Source organism: Bradyrhizobium sp. T-1 (assembly GCF_053592855.1).
This window is the reverse complement of record NZ_CM132115.1, coordinates 3,640,603-3,666,745: the sequence shown is the minus strand read 5'-3', so window position 1 is coordinate 3,666,745 and position 26,143 is coordinate 3,640,603. Positions and strand designations below refer to the sequence as shown.

Genomic DNA, 26,143 nt, shown 5'->3' with positions numbered 1-26,143 from the left:
CATCCTCGCCCTCGCCGCGCTTCTCTTCAGCGCCGTGCCGGCCATGGCGCAAGTCACGCCCCAAGTCGCCTCCCAACTTACCTCCCAAGTTACCTCTCAAGTTACTTGGCAGATGACCACCGAATATCCGGAGAACAACATATCCGGGATCGGGCTCACCACCTTCGCCGATCGCGTCGCAGCGCGCACAAACGGTTTCGTGAGCGTGACCAACGCCTTCGACAATCAATTGAAGATCACCTCGGGCGAGATGCCGCGCGCGTCACTGGATGGCCGGATCGCCGGCGGCGACGCTTTTGCGGGCGCGCTCTCGGGCCTCGACCCTGTGCTGGGCTTCTCGACCCTGCCCTTCGTGGTGCAATCGGTCGACATCGCCCGCGCGGCAAATTTGCGCGCACGGCCCCTCTACGAGAAAGCTCTCGCAGCACGCGGCCTCAAGCTGCTCTATCTGACGATCTGGCCGGCCACGGGCCTGTGGTCAGACCGCGCGCTCGCAGGCGCCGACGACCTGCCGAAACTCGACCTGCGTGCTTACGATGCCAACTCCAGCGAGGTGATGACGGCGGCCGGCGCGAACGCGCAGGTCTTGCCGATGGATGCGGCGCTTGCCGGGCTCCGGGAGCACCGGCTGAATGCGTTCCTCACCTCCGGCGACGGCGGCGCGGGACGCAAGCTGTGGGACTTCCTGCCCTATTTCACGGCCATCAACTACGCGATGCCGGTCTCGATCGCCTTCGTCCGTAACGAGGCGTTTGCCGCACTGCCCGAGCCTACGCAGCGCGAGGTGCTGACCGCAGCAGCCGAGACCGAACAGAGCCAGCTCGCATTGCTGGCCCATCGTACGGCCGAGAATTACGCACGCATGCGCGAGAACGGCGTCCACATCGCCGAGCCGGCACCGCCATCCCTCGTCGCGGCGCTGCGAATAGCCGCAACAGGCGCGATCGCCGCATGGGAGGCGCAGGCCGGCGCAGATGCCGCCGCGATCGTCGAATGGACGAAGCAGCAATGACGCGACGGCTCTTGACTTGAAGCCCGATCCGACTAGCAACGGACCGGCAGTTTCAACGCGGGCCGGTTCCTGATGACGACAATCTTCTTCGATCTCGACGGCACGCTGACCAACCCGAAACCGGGGATCACCCGTTCGATCCAGTATGCCCTGGAGCGGCTAAGCCTCGCAGTGCCGGGCGAGGATGAGCTGACCTGGTGCATCGGGCCGCCCCTGCATGCAAGCCTGAAAAAACTCACCGGAACCGACGCGCTGGCGGACCAGGCACTGCTGCTCTACCGCGAGCGGTTCAGCGATATCGGCCTGTTCGAGAACGAGGCCTATGCCGGCATCGTGGACACGCTGGCGACGCTGGCCGCCACGACACCGCGCATGTTCGTCGCGACCAGCAAGCCCGCGGTCTACGCCACTCGTATCGTCGATCATTTTGGCCTGAAACCCTATTTCGAGCGCGTGTTCGGCTCCGAGCTCGACGGCACGCGCGTCGACAAGCGCGACCTGCTCCGATACGCGCTCGACGAGACCAGGGTCGAAGCGGACGGTGCAATCATGATCGGCGACCGCAGCCATGACGTGGTCGGCGCCCGAACCAACGGCATGACGGCGATCGGCGTGCTCTATGGCTATGGCAGTGAGGCCGAGCTGAGGGACGCCGGCGCGCACCACATCTGCGCCGCGCATCCGGAGCTGCTCGGCCACTGCGTCGCCTAAGCGCCGACCGTCTCCACGGCCGCAAGCATCCCGGTCTTCGCGTGGCAGTTCAGATATTCGAAGAACTGCTCGTCGGCGGCCGCCACCGTGACCTCGTGGTAGAGTCGCAGCTTTGCCGACGGCCCTAGTGTCGAGAGGTATTTCATCGCCGCACCAAAGATCTTGACGTGGGTCGGGTGCGATTCCGCCCAACGCTCCAGCGCGGCGAGACTTTTCCACCAGCTTTGGCCGTAGGATTTTTCGCTTGCCTTGCCATCGGCCGAAAGCACCTGCATGTAGCGGTTGGCGTAGCAGCCGATCGCAAGCCCGTCGTCGCGCAGGAAATCCATGCCCTCGCGCAATACCGGCTCGACATCGTCGAGATAGAGTTTTCGCTCCGACGCCTCGGTATCGCTCCAGTCCTGGCCTGAGCGGATCAGGCAAAGATTGTCGTTCGCTTTCACGCGCAGCCGCACGCTATCGCGGACCAACTCGGGAGCACCGTTAGGCGACATCGGATCGGTCTGCGACAGCGGAATGCGATCGCGCATGCCGCCCCAATAAGCATGCTCCTGCACCTCGCCACTCATGCCTTCTGCGATGACAGCGACACCCTCGGGCCTGCCGAGCGAGGAGAACAACGTCTCGTGTCGCGCCACAGTGGGGCGCAGCACCTCGATAAAGGTGCCGATCCCTTCGCGGCGCTTTCCGGTCCAGGCCTCGCGCGCCGACGCAAACCAGGCGTCGAAACGCACGATATCGTCCCAATAAGCCACCGAGACAATGTTCGTGTGGCCGGTCTGATCGACATGATGCGCGCGGTCCCAATGCGAGGGACCACCCTCGCCAGCGAAGAGCCCGGCGATTTCAGCCAGCGCTTCCGCCGCAGCCGACGGCGCCGTGCCGCGATACTGTATGCCAAAATAGGCCATCACGACGCGGCTCACGGCGGGTTTGTAACGCGCCACAAAGGACGGATATGGCGGCTGGTAATCGTCCGGCACGCGCTTGTGACGCGTGCGCGGGCTTTCGAGATGTTGAGGAATTGCGGATTCCATCATCGTACCCTCCTCGCGATTTCGCTGATCAACTCGCCGCCGCCGCAATGTCAGCGGGTTCGACAGTGTCGACCGGCAACGCGAATTGCTCGACACGTTTGTACGGCTTCTTGTTGAGCAGCAGCCGCGTGACGTCGGGCCGCGAATAGTGCCCGGCGGGATCGGCGGCATTCTTGGCGACGCCGATGGCGCCGAGATCGATCTCGGCCATCAGCAACCCCTCCTGGTCCGGTGCGAGCTTATCGCCGATCTGGCTGCCATCGGGGCCGTAGATCGCGGCAAAACCGCCGCCGACATGCAGCAGCGCGTTCTTGTCCGGCCGATCGCAGAGCTCGTCGATCATCGCCTGCGACACGGTCGCGCAAGGCGCGAGCACGAAGCAGGAGCCCTCCACCGCATAGACGCGCGAGGCGGCGTTGTTGACCTCGGCGCCGAGGGCCGGCGCGAACGGATCGTACAACGAGAAGCTCGGCCAGGCCGCGACATGGACCTGCTCGTTCTGGGCGTACATGGCGTATTTCGACAGCGGCTGGAGATGCTCCCAGCAACACAGCGCGCCGATGCGGCCGATGTCGGGGCGCGCGTGGACCGCAAGGTCGCTACCGTCGCCCTCGCCATAGACGGTACGCTCGGCATGGGTCGGGCGCAATTTGCGGCGCTTGGCGATGGTCTCGCCGTCCGGCCCGATCAGCCATTGCGCCAGATAAAGGCTGCCGCCGTCGCGCTCGGAGAGGCCGATCACGGCCGTGAGCTTGGCTTTGCGCACGGCATCGCGCAGTCGCTCGGCCTGCGGACTGTCATAGGACAGCGAATTGTCGAAATAGCGCTGCACGAAGCCACGGCCGATCGCCCAGGCCGGCGAGTCCATCCAGATGTGCCAGGGGTAACCGGGGATGAATGCCTCGGGGAATGCAATCAGCTTGGCGCCTTTCTCGGCGGCCTCCCCGATCAGCGCGATCGACTTGTCGATCGAGGCGTCGAGATTGAGCCAGACGGGGGCCGCCTGCACCACCGCGACCTTGTATTTCGGATGTTCGATGCCCATTGCCGCCTCCCTCGCCGGTTGATCGGAGACTACGTCCGATGCAGTCTATTGGGCCAAGCTTGGCGGCCGCGCGCTCGACCACGGCGGAACAAAAACTCGACTGAAAGGGATCGCCACCCGGTACGGAACTTGCCTGCACTCCGGCGAGATATGTGCCACCATGCGGTTTTGCTGGATATGAAAAGGAGGCCTGCCGATGACGATCCAGTTCACGACAGACGGCAGCCCCGGCTACCGGCGGCTTGCCCTCTGGCAGGACATCGTCTGCGACGTCTTCGTCGGGCTTGACTGCAAATCGGACCTCGGCAGCGCCTTCCATGGTTCGGTCACGCAGGTCCCGCTCGGCAACGCCGTTTGCTCCGAGGTCTGCTCGGATCGTCAGCATGTGTTTCGTACGCCCTCGCGCATCGCGCGCTCGGATCAGGATTATGTCCTTGTTGCGCTCGGCAATCGCGGCGATGGCGGCGTGGTGCAGGACGGCCGAGAGACCGTGATCCATCCCGGCGAGTTCGCGCTTTACGACACCACGCGTCCCTATGAGCTGAAGTTCAGAGACGCGTTCTCCCAGACCATCTTCAAGGTGCCCAGGAACATGCTGCAGCGTCGGCTCGGCGGCACCGAGACACTCACCGCAATCACCTTCGGGACCGATGTGCCGCTCGAGCGGCTCGCCTATGATTTCATTTTCAGGCTTTGCCAGAGCGCTGACCGGCTCGCGCCGAGCAGCGCCGTCGCCCTGTCGGAGCAAGCCGTCGACCTGCTTGCAATGGCGCTGAGCGAACGGCTCGGCAGGACGTCACTGCCATCCTCGACGCATCGCTCCGCCCTGCTCTATCGGCTCAAGGCGCATATCCGCGCGCGCCTCGCCGATCCCGACCTCTCGCTGGCCGAGACCGCCGCCGCGCTCGGCATTTCATCGCGTTACGTCAACGATCTCCTCGCCGACGAGGACACCTCTTTTCAGCGTCATGTGCTCGCCGAGCGTCTCGCCCAATGCCGGCGCGACCTCGCCTCGCCCGTGCTCAGCCACCGCCACATCAGCGAGATTGCGTTTGCCTGGGGCTTCAATGACGTCTCGCATTTTGGCCGCGTCTTTCGCGAGCATTTCGGGATGTCGCCGCGCGATTTCAGGCAGAGCCAGCTGCCGCACTGACATCCGGTACGCTCAGCCATCATCGCAAGCCTTCGTCTCAGGCGAAGGCCATGCTCGCCAATTCCAGATTGTCCCCTCGTGCAACCTGCATCAGGCTGGCCCGCATGAGGACTCACGCGACGATATCAGGATCGGAGCTGCTGCTGAGCGTGATCGCGTTCCGGCTCGCGGTGCTGGTCCTGGCGGGCTGGGGCTTGACGCTCCTGCCTCGGCAGACTTTGGACACCCAGCCCGCCTGCGTCCTCTCCTCCGCAGCCAGGATCGAAACGCAACCTCCGGCGACGACGATCAGCTCGCATGTCGCAGATGCAGCGGTCGATGATATGCGTCTGCACGACTAGGCCATTCCGCGGCAAGGCGGGTATGTCGGCAGGCGGTAGGACAACGCGTCTGCTTGCACTACGATCTGCCTCCACGGCCGCGCCAATCAATCAGCGGCCGCGAGGAGCAGTTCGATGGAATACCGACGCTTGGGCCGATCCGGCCTCATGGTGCCCGCTTTGAGCCTTGGCACGGGCACGTTCGGCGGCGTCGGCCGCCTCGCGGCATGGGGAACGACCGATGCGACCGAGGCGCGGCGCCTTCTGGACATTTGTCTGGAGGCCGGGGTGTCGATGTTCGACACCGCCAACGTCTATTCGCTCGGCGAATCCGAGCGGGTTCTCGGCGAAGCCATCAAGGGCCGCCGCGAAAAGGTGCTGGTCTCGACCAAGGCGACCTTCCGCTTCGGCGACGGCCTCAACGACCTCGGCTCGTCGCGGCAGCATCTGCTTGCGGCCATCGACGGCTCGCTGAGCCGGCTCGGCACCGACTATATCGACCTGTTCCAGCTCCATGGCTTCGACGCCCTCACCCCGCCTGAGGAGGTGCTCAGCACGCTGGACGTGCTCGTGCGCGCCGGCAAGATCCGCTATATCGGCGTCTCGAATTTCTCGGGCTGGCACCTGATGAAGTCGCTTGGTGTCGCCGACAAGCACGGCCTCCCGCGCTACGTCGCCAACCAGACCTATTATTCGCTGATCGGGCGCGACTATGAATGGGAGTTGATGCCGCTCGGCCTCGACCAGGGGCTCGGTGCCGTGGTCTGGTCACCGCTCGGATGGGGCCGCCTCACCGGAAAGATCCGCCGCGGCCAGCCGAAGCCTGAAGTGAGCCGCCTGCCCCAGACTGCCGACTTCGGACCGCCCGTGTCCGACGAACATGTCTATCGCGTCGTTGAGGCGATCGACGAGGTCGCCAAGGAGACTGGCAAGAGCGTCTCGCAGATCGCGCTGAACTGGCTGCTCCAGCGTCCGACCGTTTCAACGTTGATCATCGGCGCCCGCAACGAAGCGCAGCTGCGCGAAAACCTCGGCGCGGTCGGATGGAAATTGACCAAGGATCAGATTGCAAAGCTCGACGCCGCGAGCAAGGTGACGCTGCCTTATCCTTACTGGCACCAGCGGGGGACCTTCTCCGACCGCAATCCGCCGCCGGTGTAATTGACCTCCTCGCAAGGGCCGGCTTGATTTTTGAGCTGCATCAATCCGGTCCATGCCGATCGTGGCATCGTGCCCGCCTCGCGAGGCAGCCTGATGCGCCGATTTGCCATGAAGGCCCTGTTCACGATCCTCAACCTCAACCGCGAGGAGCGGACGCGGATCGACTGGGATCGCACCGCTATCGTCGCCTCCACGGCAGTGACGCTCGGGCTTGTCGCCCTCTATATCTATGGCAAGGCGACCTCGCGCTGGTGAGCGCGCAAACGGGGCGCAGATCCATGCCCGCAGCGCCGGCAGACCTGCTTCCGCCACAGGAACCGTCCGTGTCCTGCCGGGTTGCGATGGTCAGCGCAATTTCCTAATCCGGGGATCACCACGGCTCGAATCAAACACGCCTTCACCATGTCGTCTGTCCCGATCGAGCATGCCGACGGCCTGCCGCAACCTCAGCGCAACCAGGCGGTGCTGACGATTGCGCTCGGCATCCTCATGGCTGTCGTCGACAGTGCCATTGCCAATGTCGCGCTGCCGACGATCGCAGCCGACCTGAACGCGAGCCCGGCCTTCTCGATCTGGATCGTCAACGGCTATCAGCTCGCGATCACGATCTCCCTGCTGCCGCTGGCTTCGCTCGGCGAGATCGTCGGATACCGCCGCGTCTATCTGGTCGGGCTCGTGCTGTTCACGCTCGCATCCGCGTTCTGCGCGCTGGCACATACGCTGCCTCTGCTGACGACCGCGCGCATCGTCCAGGGGTTCGGCGCAGCCGGCATCATGAGCGTCAACTCGGCGCTGGTCCGCTTCACCTATCCGCGCAGCCTGCTCGGGCGTGGCATCGGGCTCAATGCGCTCGTGGTCGCCTTCTCTGCCGCGGTCGGGCCGACACTCGCCGCCGGCATCCTCGCGGTCGGCAGCTGGCCCTGGTTGTTTGCCATCAACGTCCCGCTCGGCGTGGTCACGCTCGTGCTCGGCCTGCGCAGCCTGCCGCATACAACGCCAGCAAGCCATTCGTTCGACTGGCAGAGCGCGGGGCTCTCAGCGATCACCTTCGGCGTCGGCATCGCGGCGATCGACAGCGTCGGCCACGGCGAGGCGACAATCACCTGTCTCGTCCAGTTCGCCATCGCGATCGTCGCCGGCGCTTTGCTCATCTATCGCGAGACGCACATGAAGTCGCCGCTGCTGCCGGTCGATCTGTTGCGCATCCCAGTATTCGGACTGTCGATTGCGACCTCGATCGCCTCGTTCTGCGGGCAGATGCTGGCCTTCGTCGCGATCCCCTTCTACCTCCAGAGCCGCTTCGGCTATTCGGCCGTGCATATGGGCCTCCTGATCACGCCGTGGCCGATCGCGGTGGCCTTCGCAGCCCCGCTGGCCGGCCGCCTGGTCGAGCATTATCCGGCCGGCCTGCTCGGGGGCATCGGGCTGACGCTGTTCGCCTGCGGCCTCGCCGCACTCGCTTTCCTGCCCGCAAGCCCGACGTCGCTCGACGTGGTCTGGCGGATGGCACTGGCGGGCGCAGGCTTCGGCCTATTCCAGACGCCAAACAACCGCACCATGATCGCGGCCGCACCGCGCGAGCGCGCCGGCGGCGCCAGTGGCATGCTGGGCACCGCGCGGCTGCTCGGCCAGACCACTGGCGCTGCGCTCGTCGCGCTGTTCCTCGGCCGCTATCCGATCGACGGAACCCGGATCGCGCTCCTCGCTGGCGTCGGATTTGCCCTCTGCGGCGCGATGCTGAGCATGTTGCGGCTGTCGCCTGCCGGCGCACGTGGCGCCGAACACGTCCGCGTGCAGGACGACCAGCGCCTGCGCGGCGAATAGCAGGCCCCCGCTCAGGTTACCGCTACTTCCAATCCCAACCTGTGCGTGGCTTAACTAGCTGGACATATGGCGTATTGCCCTCCCGCCCTGATTGCGCTTCAGTGGCAGCGGGGAATTAGGGGCATTTCATGCGTTCATTTGGAATTGTGGCGCTCAGCGTCATGCTGGGCGGCTGCGCGTCTGTCACGCGCGGCACGACCGAGAATATCAGCATTGCGTCAACACCGTCGGGCGCCGAAGCCGTCATCAGCGGAATGGAAGTACCGACGACCTGCACGACGCCCTGCTCCGTGGTCGTCAAGCGGAACGCAGATATCTCCATCACCGTCCAGAAGGCTGGCTACGAGCCGCAGATCGTCCCACTCAGCCGGGACATTCAGACCGGCGGAGCTGCTGGCTTTGCCGGCAATCTTTTGCTGGGGGGCGTCGTCGGCATGGGAGTCGATGCCGCGACGGGAGCAGCAACCGATCACAAGCCCAATCCGGTCATCGTGACGATGCAGCCGTCGGCCCCTCCCCGCGCACGGCCGCCCGCGCAGAAGAAACCGCGGCCGCCCGCGGCAGACGCACCCGAAGCCGGGACTTAGGACCCGGCACTCCAACGCAAATAAAAAGGCCGGCTTCTCAGCCGGCCTTTCGGTTCATGTGCGTCGATCAAGCCTTGACCAGCGGGCCCTTCGAGGTCGGCCCCTTGGAGCCGCCGGGGCCGCCCGGCTTGTTGGGCTTGCCCGGCGGGCGCTTGCGGGTGCCGGGCAGCTTTTCCTGCTTCGGCGTGACCGGGCCCTCGACGAACTCGAAGCCGATCTTCTCCTTGGTCTCGTCGGCCTCGTCCTTGACCAGAACGACGCGAACGTGGCCGCCACCCTTGAGCTTGCCGAACAGCACCTCGTCGGCCAGCGGCTTCTTGATGTGCTCCTGGATCACGCGAGCCATCGGCCGCGCGCCCATCTGCTCATCATAACCGTGCTGGACCAGCCAGGTCTTGGCGGGCTCGGACAGCTCGATGGTGACGTCGCGATCACCGAGCTGCGCCTCGAGCTGAAGCACGAACTTCTCGACCACGGTGCCGATCACCTCGACGCTGAGATGACCGAACGAGACGATGGCATCGAGACGGTTGCGGAATTCCGGCGCGAACTGCCGGTTGATCGCCTCGTGGTCGTCGCCTTCCCGCTTCGAACGCGTGAAGCCGAACGCCTGCTTGGCGAGATCCGAAGCACCCGCATTCGTCGTCATGATCAGGATGACGTTGCGGAAGTTGACCTGCTTGCCGTTGTGGTCGGTGAGCCTGCCGTGGTCCATGATCTGGAGCAGCACGTTGTAGAGGTCGGGATGCGCCTTCTCGATTTCGTCGAGCAGCACGACGCAATGCGGGTGTTGGTCGACGCCGTCGGTGAGCAGGCCGCCCTGATCGAATCCGACATAGCCGGGAGGCGCGCCGATCAGGCGCGACACGGTGTGCCGCTCCATGTATTCGGACATATCGAAACGCAGCAGCTCGACGCCGAGCGACGCCGCGAGCTGCTTCGCAACCTCGGTCTTGCCGACGCCGGTGGGCCCCGAGAACAGGTAGCAGCCGATCGGCTTCTCCGGCTCGCGCAGGCCGGCACGCGCCAGCTTGATCGAAGCGGCAAGCGACTCGATCGCCTTGTCCTGGCCGAACACTGTGCGCTTCAGGGTCTGCTCGAGATGCTTGAGCACCTCGGCGTCGTCCTTCGACACGCTCTTCGGCGGGATCCGCGCCATCGAGGCGATCGTGGTCTCGATCTCCTTGATGCCGATCGTCTTCTTGCGCTTGTTCTCGGCGACCAGCATCTGCGCCGCACCGGACTCGTCGATCACGTCGATCGCCTTGTCGGGCAGCTTGCGGTCGTGGATATAGCGCGAGGAGAGCTGCACCGCAGCCTCGATCGCCTCATTGGTGTACTTCAGCCGGTGGTAGTCCTCGAAGTACGGCTTGAGGCCTTTGAGGATCGCGATGGCGTCCTCGACCGTCGGCTCGTTGATGTCGATCTTCTGGAAGCGCCGCACCAGCGCGCGGTCCTTTTCGAAGTGCTGGCGATATTCCTTGTAGGTGGTCGAGCCCATGCAGCGGATCGTACCCGAGGCCAGCGCCGGCTTGAGCAGGTTCGAAGCGTCCATCGCGCCGCCCGACGTCGCTCCCGCACCGATCACGGTATGGATCTCGTCGATGAACAGGATGGCATTGGGATGGGCTTCGAGCTCCTTGAGCACCTGCTTGAGGCGTTCCTCGAAGTCGCCGCGATAGCGCGTGCCCGCAAGCAGCGTGCCCATGTCCAGCGAAAATACCGTCGCAGCCGCCAGAACCTCCGGCACCTCGCTGTCGACGATGCGCTTGGCCAGGCCTTCCGCGATCGCGGTCTTGCCGACGCCGGCTTCACCCACGAACAGCGGATTGTTCTTCTGGCGGCGGCACAGCACCTGGATCGCCCGGTTGATCTCGGAATTGCGTCCGATCACAGGATCGATCTTGCCGTCACGCGCCTTCTTGTTGAGGTTGACGCAATAGGTCTCGAGCGCCTCACCCTTCTTCTTGGTGTCCTCGCTGCCCTTGGTCTCGGTCTCTTCGTCGACACCGCGCACGGGCCGCGCCTCGGAGACACCCGGCCGCTTGGCAATGCCGTGGCTGATGTAGTTGACGGCGTCGTAACGTGTCATGTCCTGCTCTTGCAGGAAGTACGCGGCATGGCTCTCGCGCTCGGCGAAGATCGCGATCAGCACGTTGGCACCGGTCACCTCTTCGCGGCCGGAGGACTGCACATGGATTACCGCGCGCTGGATCACGCGCTGGAAGCCGGCGGTCGGCTTGGCGTCATCGGCGCCATCCGTCACCAGGTTTTCGAATTCGGTTTCAAGGTAGTTGACGAGACTCGTGCGGAGCTTGTCGAGATCGACGCTACAGGCGCGCATGACGGCGGCCGCATCGGAATCATCGATCAAGGAAAGCAGGAGATGCTCGAGCGTCGCGTATTGGTGATGACGCTCATTGGCGATCGCCAGTGCACGATGCAGGGATTGTTCAAGGCTTTGAGAAAAAGTCGGCATTCGCGTCCTCTATGGCCCCCACCATCATGATCGCCATCGCCCGGTCAGGCAACAACAACCTTTGTCACATATAGTTATACAAGATCGCGGCGAAAGACCGGTTCCGCGACTCGGCAGCTCGGCACCTGCGGTATTCTCGATGCAAAACCCGTTCCGATTTGGGCAGGATTCTTAGACGGATTCTCGCCGGTGCGAATTTCCGTAGTTTTGCCGATGGCCATAGACACTTCGCCGGGACAATACGCCGGTACACAACACCAAGGCATCACGCGACACTGCGTCATGCGCAAGGCTGGCTCGAACCTGCCGTGACGCGTCCTATTTCTTTTCCATCACGCATTGCAGCGGATGCTGGTGCTTCCGGGCGAAATCCATCACCTGCGTCACCTTAGTCTCGGCGATCTCGTAGGTGAACACGCCGCACTCGCCGATGCCATGATGATGAACATGCAGCATGATCTTCGTCGCGGCCTCGACGTCCTTCTGAAAGAACTTCTCCAGCACGTGGACGACGAATTCCATCGGAGTGTAGTCGTCGTTAAGGATCAACACGCGATAGAGGTTCGGCCGCTTGGTCTTCGGTTTGACCTTGGTGATGACGGACGTGTTAGGACCCGCCGGACCTCCGGAACGGTTCTCGTCATTGCTCATCCGGGGAGCGTGGGCGGCGGCGGACAGGTCGAGTCTGGAAGTCAGTTGCGGCATGGCTCAGGCGTTCAAAATTCCCCACGGAAGCGAGTGACGGTCGGCCCCGCCCTTTCGGAGCTTGGCACGGGCGCGCCACCTTGTTGGATCGCCGCTTCCAACCGGTCCGGTCAGGCCCGGATCAATTCTGGGGAATATGGGCCTGCCCCCGGCTCCCTGCAAGCGTGCAACAATCTGGCCGATATGGCCAAGGCAATCCCGATTCCCGCTCCGGGCGATCCTATCCAAGGTTAATCAATCCGGACCGATTTGACAAAAATTTCCGCCTCGACCGCCTAGAAGCAACTTGACCAGGAACCGGCCCTCAGCGTTGCGCGCCCGGACATCTCCGGTTTTCTACGGTCCGATTGAACTTGCCGACCCAGTCCCAGGACACGGCCTTCGGATGACGATCGTTGCGCGTTACCTTCGCGCACGTCTCGATGTTCAAGCACATACCGAGCTGCGCGCGGCACGCCGACGAAATCGTCACGACAAACGAAAAAAGCCCGGCTGAACCAGCCGGGCTTTTCGATTCCAGAAGTTCAGAAATTACTGGGCGGCCGGGGTGAACTTCGACACGACCGTCTCGACCGGCTTGAACGCCTGCTTGGCGAGGTCGCTGTAGAGGCCGGCGATTTTCTGCGATTCCGCGACGAAGGTCTCGTAGGAGGAGCGGGCAAAATCGGTCTGCGCTTCAAGCGCCTTGTCCAGCGACTTCACGCCGGAAAGCTTCTCGACGAAGGACTTGGTGTCCTCGAACGACTTCTTGGTGTAGTCGCCATAGGCGCTGGCGATCGCCTGGAGGCCGTGCTGCACCGAGGTCGCGGAAGCAACGCACGACTCGAAGTGCTCTTTCCCATAGTTCTGAAAGTCTTCAACCTTGAACATTTTGGAATCCTTTTCCTTGGCTCGCGTCCGGAAGCCCCGGCTCCCTGACTCTGCCCACAATTAGTGCAGCGCACAAAAAAGTCAAGAATCTTGTGCGTCGCACAAAAATCAATCCAACTTACGGAGATTCCCGGGCTTTCCCGCAAGGGTTCCTTAAGCTTTTGGAAACCGCGGCCCCCTACCCTGATTCCCTGGACGTGTTCACCTTCCGCAGACGGTCAAAAGCCGTTTGAGAACATCACCTTAGCCAGAACAGCGGCTCAGGCCCAACAGTCTCCCGCGGTGAGCACCAGCGGAGCGACAGCCTGAGCAGGTAATGATCCCGGGTCCGCAGGGCACAATTTCGCCTCACGAGCCGGTGATCAAGTCACAAACGGGGACGGGGTTCCATGCTTCGTAACAACTGGTCTTCCTCGCGCTTGGCGCGGGTTGGCGTTTTCGGGCTTCTTACGGCCGCCACAGCCGTCATTGTCACAACCGATGCCGCGGACGCACGGCGCTATCGGCGGCACTACGCGCACCACCGGGTGCATCGCGATGTCTCCGAGAGCTACAGCCCGCAATTCGCGTCGATCATCGTCGACGGCAATTCCGGCGCGGTACTCCAGTCGACCAGCCCCGACGGGCTGCGCCATCCCGCCTCGCTCACCAAGATCATGACGCTCTATCTGCTGTTCGAGCGTCTCGAGTCCGGCAAGATGAAGCTCGACACCGAGATGCCGGTGTCGCAGCACGCCGCCGATCAAGATCCGACCAAGCTCAATCTGCGTGCCGGTCAGACCATCCGCGTCGAGGACGCGATCAAGGGTCTCGTCACCCGCTCCGCCAACGACGCCGCCGTCGTGATCGCGGAAGCGATCGGCGGCGACGAGGACGATTTCGCCGCGATGATGACGCGCAAGGCGCGCGCGCTCGGCATGTCCAAGACGGTGTATCGCAACGCCAACGGACTTCCCAACGACGAGCAGGTGACGACCGCGCGCGACCAGGCCACGCTCGGCCGCGCCATCCAGGAGCGCTTTCCGCGCTACTACCGCTATTTCTCGACCACCTCGTTCACCTGGCGCGGCGAGCAGATCCGCAACCACAATCACCTGCTCGGGAGCGTCGAGGGCGTGGACGGCATCAAGACCGGCTACACCCGCGCCTCCGGCTTCAACCTCGTGAGCTCGATGCGCCGCGGCAACCGCCATCTGATCGGCGTGGTGCTCGGCGGCCGCAGCGGCGGTTCGCGCGATGCCATCATGCGCAACCTGCTCGCGGAGAACCTCGAGAAGGGTGCCACCACCCACACCGTCGTGGCGGTGACCGAGCGCAACAGCGCTGACACCAGCAACGACGTCGCCGATGCTTCGGATACCCCGGCCCGGCCCGCTGCGCCGGTTCAGGTCGCGGCTGCGCCCGCCCCCGAGACGGCCGCACCGCGTCTCGCATCGCGCCTGTCGGCGCTTGCAGCTGCGACCGCTGCAATGCCCCCGGTTCAGGCCAAGCCTGAAGCCAAGCCTACGGAGTCAAAGATCGAGCCCGCGCCGCTCACCAACGGTGTGATCGCGAGCCAGCCGCTCTCCCTCATTCCGGGCTCGTCCGAGCCAATGAAGCCGGTCCGGGTGAAAACGGTTCAGGTCAAGGCCGGCGCAGTGAAGGTCGCGTCCGCCGCACCGACGCAAGTTGCGCCACAGGTCACCAACACGATTTCGTCCCATAACGACGTCGCTGAGACTTCCGGCGCCGTCGTCGCCAGGGCCGACATCATCAACAAGCCGGAACCGGTCAGGACCGAAGCCGCCCGTGCCGAGTTGCCGCAGCAGCCGGCGGGCTTCGGCACCGGCAACGGCATCCTCGGCGTGCTGCCGGCGGCCACCGCCGCGGCCCCGGTCGCCAAGCTCGCCTCCGCCGATCCGGCCCCCCAGCCGATCCAGCTGAGCGCCACCACCAAGCCGGTCGTCACCCATAGCGGCTGGATCGTCCAGGTTGGCGCGCTCGAGAGCGAGAGCGAAGCCCAGCAGCGCATTGAAGCCGCCCGCAGCTCGGCCCGCGGCCTGCTCAGCAAGGCCGATCCCTTCACCGAGCCTGTTGTCGCCCGGGACAATCGCAAGCTCTACCGCGCCCGCTTCGCCGGGCTCGAGCGGGACCAGGCCGAGGCGGTGTGCAAGGCGCTGAAGCGCGCCGACATCTCCTGCATGACCGTCCGCAACTGATCTCTCTTACCTTCCAAGCCAAAATGCCCGCGCCTTGCGCGGGCATTTTTGTTTTGGGGATGTGGTGGCGCGGGAAGCTGTTCCGCGACAACCTCTCGTCAAGAATTTACGGTTAAAACTTTGCTCAAGGGATCGACCACGCCGACAATGGCGGGCATCGGGGCGACGGCAAACAGAGCAAGCGGGGCCCACGCGGTACGGGCGTTTGTGGCGTGGTGCCGGAGTTAGCCGTTATGCGTACGAAGCAGAGTATCCTTGGCCTCGTTTACCCGGGCAGCGAGGTACGTCGAGCCCCCCTGGTCGGGATGCAGTTTCTTCATGAGGGATTTGTGCGCCCGGCTGATGTCGTCGCGCCCCGCTCCCGGCTGCAAGCCAAGGATCTGATAGGCTTCCTCCGCCGTCATTTTGCCGCTCGCCGCCGTGCGGCGCTGCCCCCCTGCCGCGTTGCCCTGCGCGTTCTGACGCCAAGCGGGAAACCGGCGGTCCAGATAGCTTTCAAGTAAGGCCACGCTCTCAGCGTCGAACGCCGGGACCATTGCCAGCAGGCTAGCAAGATCGAACTCGTCGAGACTGCGCCCGGCGTAAGGCCCGGCGACGATCTGGCCCGACAGCTGGCCAGACTCATGGTCGAGCCGCATATCCAGGAATTGCGAGCGCACGTGCGAGGTCTGACCGGATGGGCGCGTTGCGCCACCGCCGAACAACCCACCCATATTGCCAAACCCCGCATTCGCCAACGGCGTCCAGCCAAGCAGTCCGGCGCCGAATATCCCGAGCGGGATCGCCACCGCCAGCTCGCCCCTCAAGCCGGTGAAGGCGGCCACCGCGAGCGCGACCACGCCGCCACCGAGCTTGAGGGCGCGCGCCAGCACCGCCGGATTGGCGGCGCGGAACATCTGCAGCAACAGATAGAGCGTGATAACGGCGACAACGCCGGCGATCAGGGTCATGGCCGGAATATAGTCGCGCTTCCGGCAAAATGCACAACATCCGCCTCCGCCGCGCTGGCCGGCTATTTCATCTGTCCGATTAGCTGCGCCGCGCCGCTCGCCGTCTTCGCCAATCTCAACAGCGCCTCGCGACCTCCGGCCGCGTAGGCCGCCGCAGCCCGCAACAACTCGCGCAACTGTGCCGCCGCACCCGGATCAAACCGGCACCAGGCGCCGCCGGTCAGACGCGCGATCTCGCGAAACGCCTGCTCGGCGCCCGCATCATGGCCTTCCTGAAACAGGAACACCGGCACCTTCAGCATGCCGAGCTCACCTGCCTTGGCGCAGAGCGCGTCGACCTTCTCCTCCATGGCATCGCCGACGAAAACCACGGCGCGCACGCCCGATGCAACCGCCTCGCGCCGCGCGTCCGTCAGCACCCTGCCAATCTGGGTGTCGCCGCCACGGCAATCGATCTTGCTCATCAGCGTCGCCAGTTTGGCGCTGTCGGAAATCCACCCGGTGGCGCGGCATTCGTTGTAACCGCGGTAATAGACGAGCCGAATGTCGAGGCTTCCGAGCGCTGCAGCCTCGCGAAACATGTCGGCCTGAAGCGCGCAGGCCATGTCCCACGTCGGCTGCCGGCTCATCGTCGCATCCAACGCAAAGATCAAGCGGCCCTTCGCGCCAGGTGCATGCGGCGACAGCGAACGCGCCTTGGCGACGAAGGCGGCGACGTCCTCCGACGTCGACGTCTTTGCCTGCGGCAACGCGCCGTCGCTTTCGGCTCTCGCCGACACGGCCTCGCCATTACGCGGTTTGATGGGGTCGCCGGGCATCCGAAGTTACACCTGGTCTCACACCACCAATGTGGATAGCGTGCCCTGCCCGGTCAATGTGCAAAGCCCCCGCGGGCGGAAGCCGGCGGGGGCTTTGAAACTCGTTTCCGATTATGACCGAATGGATCGGCTGGTTTCAGATCAGCTTTTGGCGGGTGCCATCAGCGCGACCGGACCGGGCTCCAGGATCTTGGGCGGAGCCGAACGGGTGTCTACCGGCGCGATTGCGCTGTCGGTGTCGGTCAGGAATTTATCGAGCATGCCCTGGATCGAGTTCTTGGCGTCATCCGGGCCGGTGTCGCGCATGTCGTTGTGCTGGAAGTCCGTCTTCACGACCTGAATGCCGGCCTTCTCGCACTCCTCGTCGGTCGGGATCACGCCCGGATCGGTCTTGAACTGCGGATCATGAGAACGGAACGACAGGATCTTGAACTTGCCCGCGGTCACGAACGGCACGCGGAGATTATCCAGCGTCACGACCTTCTTGACCTCATCCGGATACTGCTTGGCGAAGTACATCGTGATGTCGCCGCCCATGGAATGGCCGACCATCGTCACCCTGGAGTAGTCGGCGTTGGGCTGAACCTTCTTCATTTCCTGCATCGCCAGATGAATGTTGGCGACGCCGCGCAGAATTTGCGGCAGGCGGCCGACATAGAGTTCTCCGGGCTTGGTCACCATCGGAGGATCGGTCGGCAGATCATGCTGCGGGCTGACAACGAGATAACCGCGGGCGGCGAACGCGTTGGCGAGGAATCCGTACTCGGTATTCTTGACGGTGTTGCCGTGATTGATCACCGCGACCGGCATGGTGATCATGCCGGCATTTGCCTGCATTTCCTTGTCGCGACGGATCGCGATGTCGACAGGCACGGGACGATTGTCGCGCGAAGCGTCGTAGAAGGTGATGGTCTCGTGCTTGATGGCCCACTTGCTCGCCGTGAAATAGGCGACACCGCAGAGGGCTCCGACAGAAACCAGAACGGCAATTCCACGCTTCATTTTCGTCCTCAGCCTCAGGCCTTGCGACCTGATCCCTGTTGAAAATCGTGTTGTTCGAGGAGCTCTTCGGCCCCTTCGCGCCTATTCCCTAATATATGTCACAGCCGCGTGACAGGAAGGCTAAATATTGTGATCCAGCAGCCCTTTCATTGTGCGACGCACACGTTTGGTGAGCACCCTGTTCTGATACCGCTACGTCCGAATGCAGATGACCCTCCGACGCAACCCGTCACGATCGGGTTCAATCTCACAGTGAATGCCTGATGAAAACGGCTTTGCAGGCGTTCGGTTCCCGCAGGAACTCGCTGCCGTGATCGAGCGGAAGTAGCAACGTACCGCTTAGGCGCCGAGGATGTCGTGAACCTCGAGCGGCTTATCCACCTGGCTGAACCACTCTGCGCGATTTGCCGCACGTCGCCGGCCGCGCTCGTCGAGTGGCAGCTTGAGCTGGCGCAGCAGGCCCGTCACCTCTTCCCGCGCGGTGAGATGGCCGAGATTGGGCCGCATGCCGAGCGTCGTCTCGTCGATTTCGTCCAGCGCCGTCAGGCCGCGCGGGAAGAACTCGCGATAGACCACGCGTTCGGCGAAGCCATCGACGTAACGGAAGCCGAGCCGCAGCGACAGATCCTTCAGCCCCTCGGCGACAAGCTGCTTGTTGCGGGAGCCGAGCATCGACAGGCGGTTGCGCACCACGATCCAGTCGGTGGTCGAACCGTCGAGCTGGCGACGCTTGCGCCTGACGTCGCGCACCATCTCGGCGTAATGGCTTTCCCCGGTCACCGCGTAATTGGCGGGGTCGACGGTGCCGAGCACGTCGAAATCCAGGAAGCTGTCATTGATCGGCGTGACCAGCGTGTCGGCCATCGAATGGGCGAGCCGCATCAGATAGCTGTCGGTGCCGGGGGTATCGATGACGATGAAATCGAAACTGCTCTCGACCGCCGACACCGCCTCCATGAACTGCTGGAACTCGGAATTCTCGTTCTCGGCGATCTGCATGGTCTCGCCGAGCTTGATGCAGCGATGCACCGGAAGCTCGAGGTCGATCTTGCTGCGCCGGGCCCAGACGGAGCGGTTGTTGATGTAACGGGTGAAGCTTTGCTGGCGGCAGTCGAGATCGATAGTGGCGACGCGCTGGCCGGCTTTCAGGAGCGCAACCGCGATGTGCAGGGCGGTGGTCGATTTGCCGGAGCCGCCCTTCTCATTGCCGAGCACAACGACGTGCGCCGAGCCGGATTGGCTTTGGCTAGCCTGCACGAGCATGGCGATCCTCAACACCCCTGAACAATATCTTCGAGTTGGCCGCGTCTGCGGTCAAGTGAAATGCGTGACAGGATGACGAAATCACAAGTGCGCTGGTCATCATCATGAATCGTGTCGCGATGTCACATCAGTGATCCAGCCCACAAGGGCGCGACATCCTCATTACGACGGATGCTGTGCCGCATGTCGATGCATGGCGTCCACGATCGCGGCTTGTTAAGGTTATCCGGCTGCGCGGCAGGCCGCGCCCTCCCCCCAACCTTGCCGAGTCCTGATGTCACGAAGCCCCTTGATCACCCGCACGGTGCCCGCCCTGCGACGCGCCGTCGACAGTCTTCGCAGGCGAAAGGCCACGATCGCGCTGGTGCCGACCATGGGGGCCCTCCATGACGGGCATGTGTCGCTGGTGCGGCTCGCCAAGCAGCGTGCGAGTCGCGTCGTGGTCTCGATCTTCGTCAATCCAACCCAGTTCGCCCCGACCGAGGATTTCGGCGCCTATCCGCGGACCTGGAAATCCGACATCGCCAAGCTCGCAGCCGAGAACGTCGACATCGTCTGGCACCCCGGCGTCGAGGCGATGTATCCGGAGGGCTTTGCGACGCGCATCGTCCCGGAGGGGCCGGCGCTGGCCGGCCTGGAGGACCGCTTCCGCCCGCACTTCTTCGGCGGCGTCGCCACCGTCGTCGGCAAGCTGTTCACGCAATGCCGGCCGGATGTCGCGATCTTCGGCGAGAAGGACTTTCAGCAATGGCGCGTGGTGACACAGATGGCGCGCGACCTCGACCTCGGCGTTAAGGTGATCGGCTCCCGCACCGTGCGCGAGCGCGACGGGCTCGCGATGTCGTCGCGCAACGTTTACCTGTCGCCTGCGGAGCGGCAGACCGCCACCACCCTCTTCCGCGCCATGAAGGATAGTGCCGCGCGGATCCGGTCCGGCGAAGCCATAGCCAGCGCGATGGCCCGCGGCGCCGAGATGATCACGGCGGCCGGCTTTGAGCTCGACTATTTCGAGGTGCGGCGTGCCGACACGCTGGCGCCGGTCACCTCGCGCAAGGATGGGCCGCTGAGGATCCTGGTCGCCGCCAAGCTCGGCACGACGCGGCTGATCGACAATCTTGCGGTTTAGAGCAGTCCGAGATCGCGCAGCTCGCGCCGCATCGGCTCCGGCATGGCCGCAATGGTGCCGGCAGCGGACTTGCCGAGATCGGCCGGCACGGAATCATCCGTGAGATAGCGCCAGCCCTGGAACGGGCGCATCGGCCGCGGCGATACCGAAATCACCTTTGGCTGCATCACGATCCGGCAACGCCCGATACCGTCCTTGTCGCGGAACGGCTCGATGCCGATGATTTTCTCGCGCGCGGCGATCTCGCCCTTGATGACCCAATAGAGCGAGCCGCCTGCGAGAATCTCGGCGTCGCGCTTCGGCACCATGCGGGTGATATGGATGTGGCGTTGCGGCAGGCCTTTTTTCTTGGCCGTCTGCATCCGTTCGGCGACCCACCCCTTCAATTCCTTGACGGAGTCGCAGCCGACGGCAAGCTTGATCAGATGGAGTGGCATGGCCCAGCATTAGCGGGCCAGCCACGCCTTTTCAAAGCCGAACTAGTCGTTATCCGCAGCCGCAGGAGCCGTGGCCGGCGGCGGTGCCAGCGGAACCGGCGCAGCGGCCGGCGCGCGTGCAGCCTTCGGCGCGGGCGGCTTCTTCGCAGCCGGAGCCCCAGGCGCGGTGGCCTGAGCCGAGGTCGCAGCCGGAGCGCGTTGCGCCGGCGCTGCGGCCGCGTTGGCAGCCGGCGGCTGGCGTGTCGACGGCTCCGGATTCATGATGCTCACCGGCGGGGTCGACGAAGCGCTCGGGAACTCCGCATTGGTCGGCTTGCCCGTCGGCATCGACGGCGGCAGCGCGGCGACCGCGCCCGGGAATGGAGTGCCCGCCGGCGCCGAACCAGGCGCGTTCCAGGTCGGCGCGTAGCGCGCGACCAGCATGTCGTAGAGATGGGCGTCCATGTTGGCGGCGACCTGCTGCTGATCGGTCAGGGAGCGGAACGCGGCACAATCGAACTGGGTACAAGCGTCGCGCATGACCAGCACCTGCGCGACGAGGCCATAGCGATCGTGCTCCAGCGACTTGCGCAGCACCTTCAGGTCCGGTGTCAGGCTCTTCTCGGCAGTCGCGACATCACCAAGCGCGGTCAGGCGGTCGATCCGCGCGGCCGTGTAGGAGACGGCGGTAGCCGCCGCATCCGGCGAGCCGAACAGCGCCTTCTCGCAACCGACCTGCACGGCATCGCCGGCGATGTCGTCGAGGCACGACAGCGCCGGCAGGGTCGCGGTCACCGTGGCTTGTGTGCGGGCCTCCACAGTCGAGGTTTCTTGCCCGAGCGGCCCATAGATACGCATGGTGGCGGCCACCGCGATGCCGATGGAGAGCAGCGTGATGACGGTCAGCGCGCCGTTGGCGACCGATTTCTCGGCGCGCAGCAGCGTGATCAGCAGGATCAAGCCGAAGAAGCCGGCCGCCGCCAGCGTCAGCCACATCGGAAAGGCCGGCGAGCGCCAGACTTGGTCGAGCGACGAGGCCCATGCCCAGTTCATGCGCGATGTCCCCTCACGCGAGCAAAGAGCGAATGGTCAAGCGAGCACCGCGAACCGGTAACTGCCCCCGCGCCACCTTGCCGAGCCGAAGCGGGCCTTTTGACGGCAGGCGGAGCAAATTCCTCCGCGATGTCAATGCGTGGTGCTGTCAGCGCACTATGAGAGGGCGAGCTGGCTTTCCTTGGCGACCCGTTCGAAGGCTTCGGTCGAGCTCTTGATCCGGTATTGGCAGTCGTCGCCTTCCGTCGGCAGCAGGCGAATGACCTCGTATGCGCCACTCGCAGCCGGGCGCGCGACGTTGCTGGCCGTGAACAATACGCGCGTTCCCACGGGGAATTTATGCTTCAACGCCCATCTCCATCACTCAAACAGCGCCGGCCGTGCCCAGGGTCCCCACTGCGACGGACCGGCTGAAAACCCGATCCGACGTATAGCACGCGATGCGGCGTTTTGGCCAGCAGTATGCAGGCCAGGCAAACCCAGCAATCCCGCAGTGTTTTCAGGATGATAGATAGGGGTCGAGCGTTCTGCGATACCGTCGGAACCGCCCCACTCAGGCACCGTGGGGCAGATGGCCCTGCGGGCTTGCCTGATCCACGGCCTTGGGCAGCTCCTGGGCCAGGATCTCGCCGAGCTGGTCGACCGGAATGTTGTAGCGCGCGGCAAGCTGGCGGACGGTGTCGTTACCGAGCACGGCGCGGAGCTGGTCGGCCGAGATCGGCAGATTCTGGCCATTACCGAGCCAGGATTTGACCTGATCGCCGAAGCCCGCCTGCTGAAGCTTGGCGACGATCGCGCCTAAGCCCCCCTGGTTGTTGCTGCCGAGCACCTCGTTCAGCACGGCCGGCAGGACGGCGGCGCCGAGCTGGCCGAGCGCACTACGCAATGCGGGATTGTTTTCCAGTGAGTCCAGAATTCCCATTACCGTCCCCTCTCCTGAGCCGTCTTCCCTTCGATTGAGCGCTGCGAGCCGGCATGCCGTCAAGCCGCGCCAAATCACATTTCAAGCGAGCACGACCTTGTCGGAGCAGCGGTGCCGCTTCTCCGATCATGTCCACGATCAGACGCTCTCGAACTTTTCGATGACGAGCGTTTCGGCGAGCCCATCGCGGGTCCATTCCTGGAACGCCGGCATCGCCATCATCGTGTCCATATAGGCCTTGGCCTCCGGCGTGACCTCGATCGCGTAGGTGCGGAAGCGATGGACGACCGGAGCATACATCGCATCGGCTGCGCCGAAGCGGCCGAACAGGAACGGCCCGCCTGCGCCGTAGCGGGTCCGGCACGTGCGCCAGATCTCCTGCACGCGCGCAACGTTGGCCTTGGCGTCCGCCGACAGCGTCACGGGACGCACCGGACGATGCAGGTTCATGCCGCACTCGCTGCGCAGGGCCATGAATCCGGAGTGCATCTCGGCGCACACCGAACGGGCAAACGCCCGCGCCGCCAAATCGTCGGGCCACAGCTTCTTCTCCGGATAGCGCTCGGCGACGTACTCGATGATGGCAAGCGAATCCCACACCGTGACGTCGCCGTCGACCAACACCGGCACCTTGCCGGCGCGGCTGAAGGACAGGATCTGCTCCTTGTCCGCGGGATTGTCGGTGTAGAGCGGGATCACGGTCTCCACGAACGGGATGTCGTTGGCGCGGAGCGCGAGCCAGGGCCGCATCGACCATGACGAGTAGTTCTTGTTGCCGATCGCGAGCTTGAGCGCTGCCATGTCACTGGTCCTTCCGTAGGTCTTTCGGGTGCGGCTGCTTTTAACGCCATCGCCTGCCGCCAATCAATCGTTGCCGCTACCAGCCATGCGTGGCAATCGTGGCGGCTCGCGAGGAGAGAGACATGAGCAGGCATTGGGTCGACATCACCGCCGTCGGCTTCTTCATCATCGAATGGCTGGCCTATGCCGCCACGCTCGAGCATTCGGCCTATGGCCGCGACAGCCTGTCGGCGCGGATGAACCGCTATCGCGAGGTCTGGGTCCGCCGTCTGCTCGATCGCGAGACGCGCATGGTCGACATGCAGATCATGGCCTCGCTCCAGAACGGCACCGCCTTCTTCGCCTCCACCAGCCTGTTCGCGCTCGGCGGCGCGCTGGCGCTGCTGCATGCGACCAACGACGCCATCACCATTCTGGGCAAGCTGCCGATCGATCTCAGCCCCTCGCCCGCGCTGTGGGAGCTGAAATGCGTCGGCCTGGTGCTGATCTGTGTCTATGCCTTTTTCAAGTTCGCCTGGGCCTATCGGCTGTTCAACTATGTCGCGATCCTGTTCGGCGGCATGCCGCCGTCTTCCCTGCGCGACACGCCAGAGGCCGAGGCCCATGTCATCCGCACCTCGCGCGTGTTCGAATCCGCCGGCCGCCATTTCAACCGCGGCCAGCGTGCCTTCTTCTTTGCGCTCGGCTATCTTGGCTGGTTCGTCAGCCCCTGGGTGCTGTTCGTGACCACGGCCGCCGTGGTGGTGGTGACCTGGCGCCGGCAGTTCGCCTCGAGTGCCTGGGCGGCCATGGCGCCGGATGTGATCGCAGGCGACGAGGAGTTGAAGCGCGGTCATTGAGGCCGGCTCTTTCCATATCGTCATTGCGAGCGCAGCGAACCAATCCAGAATCCCTCCGCGGATACGCTCTGGATTGGTTCGCTGCGCTCGCAATGACGGAGTATGAGGAGACAGCTTCGCTCTTCCCGTTCACACAGAGTAGCAGACACGCCTTCGCGGCCTCGCGGCGCAATTCGCCCGAGCTTTGCTTGGTCACTCTGCCCTCTCGTCCGAGAGGGCGCAGGGAAGGCCGGGTGCTGACCTCGCACCCGCGGTCTGCTGCGCAAATGTAGCGCAGTGAAAGACCGCACAGCAGCATACAGGTGAAGCCCAACACACGGCCTTCCCTGCGCGATGGGTTGACGGCTTATGCCGTGCTCTCCCGGGAGCCGAATTCCTTCTGGCCTCCCTCGCCTCGCGAATTGACGATGTGGTTGATCCGGTTGGACGCTCCACATCTCCGCGACGGCTTGACCGTAGCAACGACGGCCGGGACCACACGGTTTTGCCGTACGCGCATTCGCCTGATGCCACAGGGTTTTCCCGCACTGTCGACGTTGCGGTAAAAATGTTGGCGAGACGAATTTCACAGCGCCGCTCGTCTGCACGCGGTTTCGGGCTCACAGGGACTACCCGCCCTGCCCGCACCCTCTCGTGCCGACGCTGCCGCGTCCACCGCATCCCCGGCTCGCAATTCGTGACGCCGTACGATCGCCCATCAAGGATGAGCCGGGACGGGCGACACATACGCCATTTCCGAATTTCGGTAAAGAAGAATATTTTCACACAGGTGCATTGACAGAGGGCGACACAGCGAAGCTGCGCGCACGCTGCCGCAGGATGAGCAAAGCGCAAGCGTGCCCAACAATCGATTGCGATTGGAGAGAGATCGCGGGCACGGTGCGTGGCGCCTCTGCCCAGCCTTCGAGACCTCCGTGATCGAGATCACGCGCACCACTTGACATTGCGCCCGCGTTTCCCCGACAACTCAAGCCGTGATCAGTTTTCCCAATATTGCCGACCTGCCGACGACGCCCTTCTCCGGGACCGATGTGGTTCGCGGCGTCGAATGCGCCACGTCCGACGGCGACGGTCCGGGACGCGTACGGGTCGAAGTCGACGGCAAGCCCGATGTTCTCGCCTTCTATGGCGCGGCGTCCGAAGGCACGCCTGATGATCCCGTCATCTTCCTGCGCGGCGATGCCGTGGAGAAGCGCGATGATGCCGTCGTGGCCAACGAATGGTACGTCGCGGCGACGGCCTACGACGTGCAGGCACTCGCCGAACAGTTCAGCGCCACCTTCCATCGCCCCTATCTGCATCTGGCGCGCCCCGGCATCTTGGGTTCGACGGGGCACCATCTCGACCGGCGCCGGCCGCGCGAGGTCGCGCTGGTCGATGCGGCGCTGACCCGCCTCAAAGCGCATTTCGGCTGGCGCCGTCTCAATCTCGTCGGCCAATCCGGCGGCGGCCATCTCGTGGCCGCACTGATCGCGCGTCGCGATGACATCGGTTGCGCGGTGATCACCTCGGGCAATACTGCGGTGGCCCAGCGCAATCGCGAGAACGGCTGGACCGCCGACATCACCGGACACAGCGATTTCCTCGACCCGATCGACCATGTCGCCGGCGTCGCGCACCATCCCCCGCAAAAGATCATCGTACTGACCGACCCGCACGACCAGCGCGTGTCGGCCTCGGTCCAGACTGCTTACGTCGAGGCGCTGCGCCGCGCCGGCGTCGCGGTGGACCACCGCCTCCTGCCGGCGTCAGGCAGACTTCGTCATGATCTGCAACTGCCGGGAATTTTGGCGGCGCTCACGTGGCTCGCGAGCGAACGACGAATGTGATCGCGTAGCCCGGATGAAGCCA

At 64.3% G+C, this 26,143-nt stretch carries 26 protein-coding genes; 12 read left to right on the top strand and 14 right to left on the bottom strand.

Features of this window, described 5'->3' with window-relative positions; all coding sequences use genetic code 11:
• Window positions 1-112 precede the first annotated feature (112 nt).
• Both ACWAT4_RS17595 and ACWAT4_RS17590 read left to right on the top strand, forming a co-directional pair.
• Entirely contained in the window at window positions 113-1,012 is a 900-nt protein-coding gene (locus tag ACWAT4_RS17595) for a TRAP transporter substrate-binding protein (RefSeq protein ID WP_449731003.1), read from the top strand.
• A 72-nt stretch (window positions 1,013-1,084) separates the two neighbouring features.
• On the top strand, window positions 1,085-1,723 hold the full coding sequence (locus tag ACWAT4_RS17590; protein WP_449731002.1) for an HAD family hydrolase: 639 nt from the start codon (window positions 1,085-1,087) through the stop codon (window positions 1,721-1,723).
• On the opposite strand, the gene ACWAT4_RS17585 is transcribed toward ACWAT4_RS17590, so the two are convergent.
• Together ACWAT4_RS17585 and ACWAT4_RS17580 are read right to left on the bottom strand one after the other, a co-directional pair.
• Window positions 1,720-2,760 carry a phenylacetaldoxime dehydratase family protein gene (locus ACWAT4_RS17585; protein ID WP_212303913.1) on the bottom strand — a complete coding sequence of 347 codons (1,041 nt, stop codon included), beginning with the start codon at window positions 2,758-2,760 and terminating at the stop codon, window positions 1,720-1,722. The genes ACWAT4_RS17590 and ACWAT4_RS17585 overlap by 4 nt on opposite strands.
• Window positions 2,761-2,788: 28 nt before the next feature.
• Window positions 2,789-3,805 (bottom strand): carbon-nitrogen hydrolase family protein, encoded by a 1,017-nt coding sequence (locus tag ACWAT4_RS17580; RefSeq protein WP_449731001.1) that lies wholly within the window; start codon window positions 3,803-3,805, stop codon window positions 2,789-2,791.
• Between the two features lie 196 nt (window positions 3,806-4,001).
• Between ACWAT4_RS17580 and ACWAT4_RS17575 the strand changes: the two genes are divergently transcribed.
• The 6 genes from ACWAT4_RS17575 to ACWAT4_RS17550 all read left to right on the top strand — a co-directional run bounded on the left by ACWAT4_RS17575 (window position 4,002) and on the right by ACWAT4_RS17550 (window position 8,850).
• Window positions 4,002-4,958, top strand: coding sequence for an AraC-like ligand-binding domain-containing protein (locus ACWAT4_RS17575; RefSeq protein ID WP_449731000.1), 957 nt, complete (start codon window positions 4,002-4,004; stop codon window positions 4,956-4,958).
• 104 nt (window positions 4,959-5,062) lie between these two features.
• A complete protein-coding gene (locus ACWAT4_RS17570) occupies window positions 5,063-5,299 on the top strand; it encodes a hypothetical protein (RefSeq protein ID WP_212428472.1) in 237 nt (78 codons plus the stop codon).
• A 114-nt stretch (window positions 5,300-5,413) separates the two neighbouring features.
• On the top strand, window positions 5,414-6,439 hold the full coding sequence (locus ACWAT4_RS17565; protein ID WP_449730999.1) for an aldo/keto reductase: 1,026 nt from the start codon (window positions 5,414-5,416) through the stop codon (window positions 6,437-6,439).
• Window positions 6,440-6,532: 93 nt separating this feature from the next.
• Window positions 6,533-6,694 carry a hypothetical protein gene (locus ACWAT4_RS17560; protein WP_212428474.1) on the top strand — a complete coding sequence of 54 codons (162 nt, stop codon included), beginning with the start codon at window positions 6,533-6,535 and terminating at the stop codon, window positions 6,692-6,694.
• A gap of 147 nt (window positions 6,695-6,841) precedes the next feature.
• Complete coding sequence (locus tag ACWAT4_RS17555) at window positions 6,842-8,263, top strand: MFS transporter (RefSeq protein WP_212428475.1); 1,422 nt, start codon at window positions 6,842-6,844, stop codon at window positions 8,261-8,263.
• Between the two features lie 128 nt (window positions 8,264-8,391).
• Window positions 8,392-8,850 (top strand): PEGA domain-containing protein, encoded by a 459-nt coding sequence (locus ACWAT4_RS17550; protein ID WP_212303899.1) that lies wholly within the window; start codon window positions 8,392-8,394, stop codon window positions 8,848-8,850.
• A 67-nt stretch (window positions 8,851-8,917) separates the two neighbouring features.
• On the opposite strand, the gene clpA is transcribed toward ACWAT4_RS17550, so the two are convergent.
• From clpA to ACWAT4_RS17535, 3 genes are all read right to left on the bottom strand, one after another.
• A complete protein-coding gene (gene clpA / locus ACWAT4_RS17545) occupies window positions 8,918-11,329 on the bottom strand; it encodes an ATP-dependent Clp protease ATP-binding subunit ClpA (RefSeq protein WP_212303900.1) in 2,412 nt (803 codons plus the stop codon).
• A 318-nt stretch (window positions 11,330-11,647) separates the two neighbouring features.
• Window positions 11,648-11,980: an ATP-dependent Clp protease adapter ClpS gene (clpS, locus tag ACWAT4_RS17540; protein WP_027530069.1), complete on the bottom strand. Its 333-nt coding sequence runs from the start codon at window positions 11,978-11,980 to the stop codon at window positions 11,648-11,650.
• A gap of 585 nt (window positions 11,981-12,565) precedes the next feature.
• Window positions 12,566-12,904, bottom strand: a complete 339-nt coding sequence (locus ACWAT4_RS17535; protein WP_212303901.1) for a phasin family protein — start codon at window positions 12,902-12,904, stop codon at window positions 12,566-12,568.
• A 389-nt stretch (window positions 12,905-13,293) separates the two neighbouring features.
• Here ACWAT4_RS17535 and ACWAT4_RS17530 point away from each other — a divergent pair, with 389 nt between their 5' ends.
• Window positions 13,294-15,102 carry a serine hydrolase gene (locus tag ACWAT4_RS17530; RefSeq protein WP_212303902.1) on the top strand — a complete coding sequence of 603 codons (1,809 nt, stop codon included), beginning with the start codon at window positions 13,294-13,296 and terminating at the stop codon, window positions 15,100-15,102.
• A gap of 224 nt (window positions 15,103-15,326) precedes the next feature.
• On the opposite strand, the gene ACWAT4_RS17525 is transcribed toward ACWAT4_RS17530, so the two are convergent.
• The 4 genes from ACWAT4_RS17525 to ACWAT4_RS17510 form a co-directional block, all read right to left on the bottom strand.
• Window positions 15,327-16,052 (bottom strand): DnaJ domain-containing protein, encoded by a 726-nt coding sequence (locus ACWAT4_RS17525; protein WP_212303903.1) that lies wholly within the window; start codon window positions 16,050-16,052, stop codon window positions 15,327-15,329.
• A gap of 62 nt (window positions 16,053-16,114) precedes the next feature.
• On the bottom strand, window positions 16,115-16,870 hold the full coding sequence (locus ACWAT4_RS17520) for a VWA domain-containing protein (protein ID WP_212303904.1): 756 nt from the start codon (window positions 16,868-16,870) through the stop codon (window positions 16,115-16,117).
• A gap of 141 nt (window positions 16,871-17,011) precedes the next feature.
• Complete coding sequence (locus ACWAT4_RS17515; RefSeq protein ID WP_212303905.1) at window positions 17,012-17,872, bottom strand: alpha/beta fold hydrolase; 861 nt, start codon at window positions 17,870-17,872, stop codon at window positions 17,012-17,014.
• Between the two features lie 339 nt (window positions 17,873-18,211).
• Complete coding sequence (locus ACWAT4_RS17510) at window positions 18,212-19,135, bottom strand: division plane positioning ATPase MipZ (RefSeq protein WP_212303906.1); 924 nt, start codon at window positions 19,133-19,135, stop codon at window positions 18,212-18,214.
• Between the two features lie 274 nt (window positions 19,136-19,409).
• Between ACWAT4_RS17510 and panC the strand changes: the two genes are divergently transcribed.
• On the top strand, window positions 19,410-20,261 hold the full coding sequence (gene panC / locus ACWAT4_RS17505; protein ID WP_212303907.1) for a pantoate--beta-alanine ligase: 852 nt from the start codon (window positions 19,410-19,412) through the stop codon (window positions 20,259-20,261).
• Here the strand turns inward: panC and ACWAT4_RS17500 are convergent.
• The 5 genes from ACWAT4_RS17500 to ACWAT4_RS17480 form a co-directional block, all read right to left on the bottom strand.
• Window positions 20,258-20,698: a DUF1489 family protein gene (locus ACWAT4_RS17500; RefSeq protein WP_212303908.1), complete on the bottom strand. Its 441-nt coding sequence runs from the start codon at window positions 20,696-20,698 to the stop codon at window positions 20,258-20,260. The two genes, panC and ACWAT4_RS17500, sit on opposite strands and share 4 nt — an antisense overlap.
• Window positions 20,699-20,740: 42 nt before the next feature.
• Complete coding sequence (locus tag ACWAT4_RS17495) at window positions 20,741-21,730, bottom strand: hypothetical protein (protein ID WP_212303909.1); 990 nt, start codon at window positions 21,728-21,730, stop codon at window positions 20,741-20,743.
• A gap of 156 nt (window positions 21,731-21,886) precedes the next feature.
• Window positions 21,887-22,078, bottom strand: coding sequence for a hypothetical protein (locus ACWAT4_RS17490; RefSeq protein ID WP_036015225.1), 192 nt, complete (start codon window positions 22,076-22,078; stop codon window positions 21,887-21,889).
• A gap of 205 nt (window positions 22,079-22,283) precedes the next feature.
• Window positions 22,284-22,652, bottom strand: coding sequence for a YidB family protein (locus ACWAT4_RS17485; protein WP_212303910.1), 369 nt, complete (start codon window positions 22,650-22,652; stop codon window positions 22,284-22,286).
• 138 nt (window positions 22,653-22,790) lie between these two features.
• The gene (locus ACWAT4_RS17480) at window positions 22,791-23,453 is read right to left on the bottom strand and encodes a glutathione S-transferase family protein (RefSeq protein ID WP_212303911.1); all 663 of its coding nucleotides are present in this window, start codon (window positions 23,451-23,453) and stop codon (window positions 22,791-22,793) included.
• Between the two features lie 122 nt (window positions 23,454-23,575).
• Between ACWAT4_RS17480 and ACWAT4_RS17475 the strand changes: the two genes are divergently transcribed.
• Both ACWAT4_RS17475 and ACWAT4_RS17470 read left to right on the top strand, forming a co-directional pair.
• Entirely contained in the window at window positions 23,576-24,292 is a 717-nt protein-coding gene (locus ACWAT4_RS17475; protein WP_449730998.1) for a DUF599 domain-containing protein, read from the top strand.
• Window positions 24,293-25,266: 974 nt separating this feature from the next.
• Entirely contained in the window at window positions 25,267-26,121 is an 855-nt protein-coding gene (locus ACWAT4_RS17470; RefSeq protein ID WP_212301495.1) for an alpha/beta hydrolase family protein, read from the top strand.
• Window positions 26,122-26,143 lie beyond the last annotated feature (22 nt).

Bases quoted from the DNA above. Each gene is read 5' to 3' on its own strand.
- ACWAT4_RS17595 (WP_449731003.1), top strand. From the start codon at position 113: ATGACCACCGAATATCCGGAGAACAACATATCCGGGATCGGGCTCACC.
- ACWAT4_RS17590 (WP_449731002.1), top strand. From the start codon at position 1,085: ATGACGACAATCTTCTTCGATCTCGACGGCACGCTGACCAACCCGAAA.
- ACWAT4_RS17585 (WP_212303913.1), bottom strand. From the start codon at position 2,760: ATGGAATCCGCAATTCCTCAACATCTCGAAAGCCCGCGCACGCGTCAC.
- ACWAT4_RS17580 (WP_449731001.1), bottom strand. From the start codon at position 3,805: ATGGGCATCGAACATCCGAAATACAAGGTCGCGGTGGTGCAGGCGGCC.
- ACWAT4_RS17575 (WP_449731000.1), top strand. From the start codon at position 4,002: ATGACGATCCAGTTCACGACAGACGGCAGCCCCGGCTACCGGCGGCTT.
- ACWAT4_RS17570 (WP_212428472.1), top strand. From the start codon at position 5,063: ATGAGGACTCACGCGACGATATCAGGATCGGAGCTGCTGCTGAGCGTG.
- ACWAT4_RS17565 (WP_449730999.1), top strand. From the start codon at position 5,414: ATGGAATACCGACGCTTGGGCCGATCCGGCCTCATGGTGCCCGCTTTG.
- ACWAT4_RS17560 (WP_212428474.1), top strand. From the start codon at position 6,533: ATGCGCCGATTTGCCATGAAGGCCCTGTTCACGATCCTCAACCTCAAC.
- ACWAT4_RS17555 (WP_212428475.1), top strand. From the start codon at position 6,842: ATGTCGTCTGTCCCGATCGAGCATGCCGACGGCCTGCCGCAACCTCAG.
- ACWAT4_RS17550 (WP_212303899.1), top strand. From the start codon at position 8,392: ATGCGTTCATTTGGAATTGTGGCGCTCAGCGTCATGCTGGGCGGCTGC.
- clpA (WP_212303900.1), bottom strand. From the start codon at position 11,329: ATGCCGACTTTTTCTCAAAGCCTTGAACAATCCCTGCATCGTGCACTG.
- clpS (WP_027530069.1), bottom strand. From the start codon at position 11,980: ATGAGCAATGACGAGAACCGTTCCGGAGGTCCGGCGGGTCCTAACACG.
- ACWAT4_RS17535 (WP_212303901.1), bottom strand. From the start codon at position 12,904: ATGTTCAAGGTTGAAGACTTTCAGAACTATGGGAAAGAGCACTTCGAG.
- ACWAT4_RS17530 (WP_212303902.1), top strand. From the start codon at position 13,294: ATGCTTCGTAACAACTGGTCTTCCTCGCGCTTGGCGCGGGTTGGCGTT.
- ACWAT4_RS17525 (WP_212303903.1), bottom strand. From the start codon at position 16,052: ATGACCCTGATCGCCGGCGTTGTCGCCGTTATCACGCTCTATCTGTTG.
- ACWAT4_RS17520 (WP_212303904.1), bottom strand. From the start codon at position 16,870: ATGCCCGGCGACCCCATCAAACCGCGTAATGGCGAGGCCGTGTCGGCG.
- ACWAT4_RS17515 (WP_212303905.1), bottom strand. From the start codon at position 17,872: ATGAAGCGTGGAATTGCCGTTCTGGTTTCTGTCGGAGCCCTCTGCGGT.
- ACWAT4_RS17510 (WP_212303906.1), bottom strand. From the start codon at position 19,135: ATGCTCGTGCAGGCTAGCCAAAGCCAATCCGGCTCGGCGCACGTCGTT.
- panC (WP_212303907.1), top strand. From the start codon at position 19,410: ATGTCACGAAGCCCCTTGATCACCCGCACGGTGCCCGCCCTGCGACGC.
- ACWAT4_RS17500 (WP_212303908.1), bottom strand. From the start codon at position 20,698: ATGCCACTCCATCTGATCAAGCTTGCCGTCGGCTGCGACTCCGTCAAG.
- ACWAT4_RS17495 (WP_212303909.1), bottom strand. From the start codon at position 21,730: ATGAACTGGGCATGGGCCTCGTCGCTCGACCAAGTCTGGCGCTCGCCG.
- ACWAT4_RS17485 (WP_212303910.1), bottom strand. From the start codon at position 22,652: ATGGGAATTCTGGACTCACTGGAAAACAATCCCGCATTGCGTAGTGCG.
- ACWAT4_RS17480 (WP_212303911.1), bottom strand. From the start codon at position 23,453: ATGGCAGCGCTCAAGCTCGCGATCGGCAACAAGAACTACTCGTCATGG.
- ACWAT4_RS17475 (WP_449730998.1), top strand. From the start codon at position 23,576: ATGAGCAGGCATTGGGTCGACATCACCGCCGTCGGCTTCTTCATCATC.